The sequence below is a fragment of the Bacillus sp. 05T31 genome, assembly GCF_056396725.1.
Window position 1 is genome coordinate 1 of sequence record NZ_JBFTMA010000776.1, and the last position, 1,968, is coordinate 1,968.

Consider the following 1,968-nt stretch of genomic DNA (forward strand, 5'->3'; position numbering starts at 1 on the left):
CGCTATACGAAATGGTAGCACAAGATGTTATTACTAAAAAATATAAAGTATCTGATGATGCAGTAGATAAAGAAGTAGAAAAAGCAAAAGATCAATATGGAGAACAATTCAAAGCAACACTAGAAAATAATCGTTTAAAAGATGAAGAAGATTTCAAAAATCAAATTAAATTCAAACTTGCATTGAATGAAGCGATTAAACAAAGCGTTACAGAAAAAGATGTGAAAGACCRCTATAAACCAGAAATTAAAGCTAGTCACATTTTAGTAAGTAACGAAAATGAAGCGAAAGAGATAAAGAAGAAATTAGATACCGGCACTTCATTTGAAGAATTAGCAAAACAAGAATCTCAAGATTTAGCATCAAAAGATAATGGCGGAGACCTCGGATACTTCGGGGCAGGAAAAATGACACCTGAATTTGAAAAAGCTGCCTACAAATTAAAGCCCGGCCAAATTAGCAATCCCGTAAAATCACCAAACGGCTATCACATTATTAAACTAACTGATAAAAAAGATTTACAACCTTACGATAAAGTGAAAGACTCTATACGTAAAGACTTAGAAGAAGAACGTCTTGCCGACCCTTCCTTCGGTCAAAAATTATTACAAGATGAATTAAAAAAGGCGGATATTAAAATAAACGATAGTGACTTGAAAGATACATTTTCTCATCTTTTTGGGAAAGAGAAATAAAAAACGAGGGTGCAAACTTTTTGAACAGTATGCATGATGGTAAATGAGATTATATCGGCGTTTTTTCGAATATATCGATTTACCGACCAAAATTGACAACATAAAGAAGTAGGCTGCTTGAGCAGCCTACTTCTTTTATTCTTTCATTAATACTTTCAGCTTTTTCTTCAGACTTTTATAATGCCAATTGATGTGATCTAGTTCTATCTCTACTTCAATTAATATATCTATTAAGTCGTCTTTATTYTGCTGAGATTTCATAATATTTTCAAGCAATTTTTCGAATCTTTCACTACTCTCATATATATCATTTAAATCCACCGCTAATATTTCACGTTCTTTTTCAGGGCATACTACGGAAAGACGGTTTATTAATTGTTCTAGTACATTATCTTGCCCTTCCGTAACTCCGTTTCAATATCTCATCTATTCTTTCTTAATCTCTTGTAACAAAAGCATACAAAATTCAACTGAAGCTATTAGGGGGCACCATACCCAAAAAAGAAAACTGTACATTTAGACATTAAATTGACGTATTTCAATTTATTCCCTGTACGTTAAGGAATTAGTTTGTATATTTGTGGAGATATACGAGACAGGTGTGAATTTAGGGGAATCCAATATTTTCTATTCAAATATGATAGAATGAAAATATATCCAAAAGGAGGAACAACAAATGAACTCAAACACAAAACAGTTTATTTATGATATCCAGCAAAGAAAGAACAATTATATGGAAAATGTATTAATAGCAATACAACACCCTAAAAAAGAGCAATCTGAACAGGTCATTCAAAATATAGTAGAGAAGATGGATATGATGATTAGTTTAGTTACTACTTATATGAGGATTGAATCAGGATCTACGGAAGAATTAGAAGCACTTCAGGAAGAAATCATTCATGCTCAAGCATATATTCAAAAACGAAAATTTGAAGAAACACAGAGATAAAATCCTGTATTTTTATTTGGGCGTCTATGACGCCAATCGGTTATAAATCAAACTAGATGTAATTTGATCATTGTTTTGGCATAATCCATACAATTTGTTGAATACGTACAATATGCGGCACCTTATCTTCAATGAGCAAATGATCCGGTTCACATTCTTTAACTTTCCTCTTACATTACCTCTTACAGCTTCAATAACCACATGTTTACCCATTACCGATTGTAATGTCTAATATACGTAGGGATTAGGTACACTTACCATATTTTGTTCACTAAAGTCATTTCCCTCCAAACAACTCATTCTATAGGACTCCTTTCTAAC

3 protein-coding genes and 1 pseudogene are annotated in these 1,968 nt (G+C 32.2%); 2 read left to right on the forward strand and 2 right to left on the reverse strand.

All coding sequences use genetic code 11. The features are described 5' to 3' along the window. Positions 1–695, forward strand: a 695-nt coding sequence (gene prsA, locus AC1DJR_RS28100; protein WP_477004060.1) for a peptidylprolyl isomerase PrsA, incomplete at its 5' end; no start/stop codon positions are given. Positions 696–830: 135 nt separating this feature from the next. Here the strand turns inward: prsA and AC1DJR_RS28105 are convergent. Then, positions 831–1,067 (reverse strand): hypothetical protein, encoded by a 237-nt coding sequence (locus AC1DJR_RS28105; protein ID WP_131246108.1) that lies wholly within the window; start codon positions 1,065–1,067, stop codon positions 831–833. Positions 1,068–1,371: 304 nt separating this feature from the next. On the opposite strand from AC1DJR_RS28105, the gene AC1DJR_RS28110 reads away from it, so the two are divergent. Continuing rightward, complete coding sequence (locus AC1DJR_RS28110; protein WP_002166150.1) at positions 1,372–1,647, forward strand: hypothetical protein; 276 nt, start codon at positions 1,372–1,374, stop codon at positions 1,645–1,647. Between the two features lie 67 nt (positions 1,648–1,714). Here the strand turns inward: AC1DJR_RS28110 and AC1DJR_RS28115 are convergent. After that, positions 1,715–1,947: pseudogene (locus tag AC1DJR_RS28115) on the reverse strand (DUF2642 domain-containing protein). Between the last annotated feature and the right edge of the window lie 21 nt (positions 1,948–1,968).

What these genes read in the sequence shown, in the direction of transcription:
- AC1DJR_RS28110 (WP_002166150.1), top strand. Translation starts at nt 1,372, where the DNA reads ATGAACTCAAACACAAAACAGTTTATTTATGATATCCAGCAAAGAAAG.